General features: G+C 73.6%; 3 protein-coding genes. All 3 read right to left on the bottom strand.

Annotated elements, in window-relative coordinates; translation table 11 throughout:
• Positions 1-127 precede the first annotated feature (127 nt).
• The 3 genes from ACZ7H1_RS15700 to ACZ7H1_RS15690 all read right to left on the bottom strand — a co-directional run bounded on the left by ACZ7H1_RS15700 (position 128) and on the right by ACZ7H1_RS15690 (position 4,804).
• The gene (locus tag ACZ7H1_RS15700; protein WP_470787046.1) at positions 128-2,602 is read right to left on the bottom strand and encodes a dolichyl-phosphate beta-glucosyltransferase; all 2,475 of its coding nucleotides are present in this window, start codon (positions 2,600-2,602) and stop codon (positions 128-130) included.
• The gene (locus tag ACZ7H1_RS15695) at positions 2,599-3,288 is read right to left on the bottom strand and encodes a GntR family transcriptional regulator (protein WP_470787044.1); all 690 of its coding nucleotides are present in this window, start codon (positions 3,286-3,288) and stop codon (positions 2,599-2,601) included. Before ACZ7H1_RS15695 ends, ACZ7H1_RS15700 begins: the two co-directional genes overlap by 4 nt.
• A gap of 100 nt (positions 3,289-3,388) precedes the next feature.
• Entirely contained in the window at positions 3,389-4,804 is a 1,416-nt protein-coding gene (locus ACZ7H1_RS15690; RefSeq protein ID WP_470787042.1) for an aminotransferase class III-fold pyridoxal phosphate-dependent enzyme, read from the bottom strand.
• Between the last annotated feature and the right edge of the window lie 192 nt (positions 4,805-4,996).

The raw sequence follows: 4,996 nt of genomic DNA, 5'->3' as shown, positions 1-4,996 counted from the left end.
CGCCCACCCCCCCCCCCCCCCCCCTCCTCCCCCCCCCCCCCCCCCCCCCCTCCCCCCCCCCCCCCCCCCCCCCCCCCCCCCCCCCCCCCCCCCCCCCCCCCCCCCCCCCCCCCCCCCCGGGACCCTCTCAGGAGCCGTTGTAGCGCCAGACCCAGCAGTCCAGGACCTTCTGCGGCGGCCGCCCCAGCAGCTCGGTGACGACCTTCTTCAGCTCCTGGTCCCGCTCCTGCTCCGGCAGCACGAGGGCGCCCGCCCGCCACCAGTCCAGGTCCGCGCGGGCCTGCGCCTGCCACTCCGGCCCGATCACCGGCGGCTCCTTGCCGCCGCGGATGTCGCCGAGCAGGTTCGAGGTGTGGCGCGGGGTGGCACCGTAGATCCCCATGCGCTCGGGGCCCCACGGGCCGTTGAAGTACCCGCCGGGGAGCCGGAAGCCGAAGTCCTGCCCGATCTGCCAGTGCAGGGCGTCCGCCGCGCCCGGGTCGGGCAGCGGCACCGGGACGAGCGTGCGGCCCTCCGGGACGTACTCCTCCCACAGGCCCGACGCGACGAACCTCGGCACGGGGGCGCGGTCCTTGACGGGGAAGGGGGTCGGGACGATCGGCAGCAGCGCCGCAGCCACCGCCATCACGCCCAGCACCCGCTGCTTGCGCACCGGGAAGGCCGCGATCCGGTCCAGCCCCAGCGCGACCAGGATGCCGAGCGCGGGTGCGCAGACCATGCCCACGCGGCCCTCGATGACCGACTCGAAGAGCGGCTTGTCGGCGAGCAGCTTCCACGGCCCCGGCATCACCAGGTCCGTGCCCGGGATCCCGATCCGCTGGCCCAGCGACAGCCAGGCCATCAGCACGGCCGTGACGGTGAGCGCCCGGACCGCGGTGGCCCGCCACAGCCACACCGCGACGCCCGCGCACAGCGCGAGCAGCGGCCAGCCGTAGAAGGCGTTCTGCTCGGTGCGGTTCAGCGCCAGCCGGTCGGCCGCCGCCTCGTCGCCGAACAGCGAGCGCTGCGCGTACTCGACGAAGGCCAGCGGGCTGTTGCCGGCCGCGTCGCCGTGGAGCACCGACGTGTAGCTCTGCGGGCCGAAGAACTGCCAGTACAGCGGGAAGGCCACGATCGGCAGGGAGACCGCGGCGGCGATGCCCAGCCCGCGCAGCAGGGGCCGCCACACCGCCCGCGTCACCTCCGGGCGCATCAGCCCGTACGAGACCGCGAAGGCCAGCATGCCCAGCACGGCGAGCAGGAACGCCTCTTCGCCCAGGAAGACCTGGTACGCCGAGAAGAGCCCCAGCAGGACCCCGTCCCGGACCACGCGGCGGCCCTGGCCGGGCGCGCAGAGCCGCAGCGCCCGGTCCACGATCACCGGGATCATGAAGAGCACGCAGAAGTTCGGGTGGGCGTTGGCGTGCGAGATCATCGGCGGCGCGAAGGCGGCGAGCGCGCCGCCGGCCGCCGCGGCCCAGCGGTTGCGCACGAGCCAGCGCCGGATCAGCCAGTACCAGGCCAGGGCGGTGCCCGCGAGGCCGAAGGTCAGCACGATCGCCCAGGTCAGGGTGGGGCCGAAGGCGAGCGTGACGGGGGTCAGCGGCACCGAGAGGCCGAGCATGACGGTGTTGGCCATGAGATTGACCCCGTCGGGCATCCCCTGGACCGTCGTGAAGAGCGGATTGCGCAGGTGGGAGACGTTGTCGGCGGTGACCGCGAAGAACCACTCCCACTGGTTCTGGTCCTGTCCGGCATCGGCGAGGTAGCGCCGGTCCAGATCCGCCCACAGGCCCTTGTAGAGCAGCAGCGCGCCGAGCAGGTAGAGCGCGGCGACCGCCAGACCGCCGGCGTTCAGCCGTACCAGCTCGCCCAGGACGCGCAGGTAGTCGGCGGGCCGGACCTTCGAGCCCTCCTGGTGCGACCAGCGCACCGGGACCTCCACGACCGGCCAGTCCTGCTGCCGGAAGTAGCGCAGGATCTCCACGTCGATGCCCCAGCCGTCGAGCCGGGAGGCGGCGAAGGCGGCGCGCGCCCGGTCGCCGTCGAGCAGCTTGAAACCGCACTGGGTGTCCCGGATGCCGGGCACCGCGACCGTGCGTATCAGGCGGTTCCCGGCCCGGCCCAGCAGCTCGCGCAGCCGGCCCTGGTGGCGTTCGATCTCGGAGTCGGGGTGGCCGCGGGAGCCGATGGCGGCCTCGACCGGGGTCCGGCCCGCCTCCCCGGAACCGCTGAACCCCTTCTCCAGCTTCTCCAGCTCTTCGACGGGGGTCGCGAGGTCCGCGTCCATGAGCAGCACGCGCTCGCCGGCCGAGGCCAGCACGCCCAGGCGCAGGGCGTTGCCCTTGCCGCGGTTGTGCTCGGACTCCACGAGCCGGATCCGGGGCTCCTCGGCGGCCGCTGCGCGGACCACGTCAGCGGTGGCGTCGGCGGAGCCGTCGTCGACGACGATCAGCTCCCAGGCGCCGCGACCGGTGCCGACGTGCCCGTCGAGGTACGTGCGCACGGCCTCCAGCGTGGGCCCGATGCGGGCTTCCTCGTCGTACGCGGGGACGACGACGCTCAGCTCCACGGCGCCCAGCCAGGGGACGCCGTCGGCCGGCGCCCGGTCGGTGGCGGTCACGCGTCGGCCTCCGGGTCCGCGGGGAGGGTGTCGGCCCAGTCCAGGCCGTGCTGGTTGTACTCCCGGACCAGTCTGCGCACCTCGTCGGCGTCACCGCGGGTGACGGCGTCGACGAGGGCGCCGTGGCCGGTCCACAGGTCGTCGCGCATCGAGGGCTCCCGCTGGAGGTGCGGCACGGCGAAGACCCAGCACTGGACGCGGATGCGGTGCAGGAAGTCGGAGATGTAGCTGTTGCCGACCAGGCCGCTGAGCTCGCGCCAGAACCGCAGGTCGTAGCCGATCAGCACTTCGAGGGAGCCGCTCTGCGCGGCCCGCTTGGCCTCGTCGGCGCGGCGGCGGACGGACACCAGGGCCTCGCTCGCGCCGGGCCCGGAGCCGCGCTCGGCGAGCCGCCGGAAGATGCCGTCCACTATCAGCGTGCGGGCCTCGACCATGCCGCGGAAGTCGGCCACGGTGAACACGCGCACGCGGAAGCCGCGGTGCTGTACGGATTCGAGCAGGCCCTGTGCCGAGAGGTCGACCAGCGCCTCGCGCACCGGGGTCGCGGAGACCCCGTACTGCTCGGCTATCTGCTTGACGGTGAACTCGGTGCCCGGCGGCAGGCGCCCCGCGAGCACCTCGTCACGCAGCGCGTCCGCGATCTGCTGGCGAAGTGTGTTGCGGGTGACAGCTCCGCTGCCTGCCATGGGGTCCGTCTCCTTTGTAGGGCTTCGGACACCTTAGGCCAGGCAGCGGAGCATGGCACGGCTGATGATCACCCCGGATCACGATCGGGTGATCGGGCGATCAGCCCGAAGTGGTGTGGCGGTCGGCGGCCGTCAGCGCCTCGTCGAGCAGGGCCAGACCCTCCTTGGCCTCCGCCTCGGTGATGTTGCAGGCGGGCACGACGTGCGTGCGGTTCATGTTGACGAACGGCCACAGGCCGGACTTCTTGCAGGCCGCGGCGAACTCCGCCATGGGCGCGTTGTCCGCTCCGGCGGCGTTGTACGGCACGAGCGGCTCGCGGGTGGCCTTGTCCTTGACGAGCTCCAGGGCCCAGAAGGTACCCAGGCCGCGCACCTCGCCGACGCTCGGGTGCCGCTCGGCGATCTCCGCGAGGGCCGGGCCGATCACGTTCTCGCCGAGGTGCGCCGCGTGCTCGACGATGCCCTCCTCGGCCATGGCGTTGATCGTCGCGACGGCCGCGCCGCAGGCGAGCGGGTGGCCGGAGTAGGTCAGTCCACCCGGGTAGGGGCGCGTGGCGAAGGTCGCGGCGATCTCGGCGGAGATCGCGACGCCGCCGAGCGGTACGTACCCGCTGTTGACGCCCTTGGCGAAGGTGAGGAGGTCGGGGGTGACGTCCCAGTGCTCCGCGGCGAACCACTTGCCGGTCCGGCCGAAGCCCGCCATGACCTCGTCGAGGATGAAGACGATCCCGTACCGGTCGCAGAGCTCGCGCACGCCCTGGAGGTAGCCCGGCGGCGGGGTCATGATGCCCGCGGTGCCCGGCACCGTCTCGAGGATGATCGCGGCGATGGACGCCGGGCCCTCGAAGGCGATGGTGTCGGAGAGGTGCGCGAGCGCGCGCGCACACTCCTCGGCCTCGGTGGTCGCGTGGAACGGCGAGCGGTAGAGGAACGGGCCCCAGAAGTGCACGACGCCGGCGGAGGCGGTGTCGGAGGGCCAGCGGCGCGGGTCGCCGGTCAGGTTGATCGCGGCGGCCGTGGCGCCGTGGTACGAGCGGTAGGTGGAGAGCACCTTCTGGCGGCCCGTGTGCAGACGGGCCATGCGGACGGCGTTCTCGACGGCCTCGGCCCCGCCGTTGGTGAAGAAGATCTTGTCGAGGTCGCCGGGGGTGCGCTCGGCGATGAGCCGGGCGGCCTCGGAGCGGGACTCGACGGCGAAGCCGGGGGCCAGGGTGCAGAGCTTGGCGGCCTGCTCCTGGATCGCGGCGACGACCTTCGGGTGCTGGTGGCCGATGTTGGTGTTGACCAGCTGGGAGGAGAAGTCGAGGAAGCGGTTCCCGTCGTAGTCCCAGAAGTACGAGCCCTCCGCACCGGCGACGGCGAGCGGGTCGATCAGGTCCTGGGCGGACCAGGAGTGGAACACGTGCGCCCGGTCGGCGGCCTTGACGTCCCGCCCGTCGCCCGCCGCCACCCTTGCAGGGAGGCGCTGCGCGCCACTGTCGTTGTTTTCGGCCTCGGGGTCGGCATGAGGGGTCATGTGTCCAGGCTAGAAGTCCACGGGTTGGACACGACATCGGCGTCTTGTAAGCGGGGAAGGGGGGGGGGGGGGGGGGGGGGGGGGGGGGGGGGGGGGGGGGGGGGGGGGGGGGGGGGGGGGGGGGGGGGGGGGGGGGGGGGGGGGGGTGGTGTGGGGGGGGGGGGGGGGGTTCTGACCCGGCAGGGGAGGTCC

The organism is Streptomyces sp. NPDC037401 (assembly GCF_055602345.1).
This window is presented reverse-complemented; position numbering and strand designations above follow the sequence as displayed.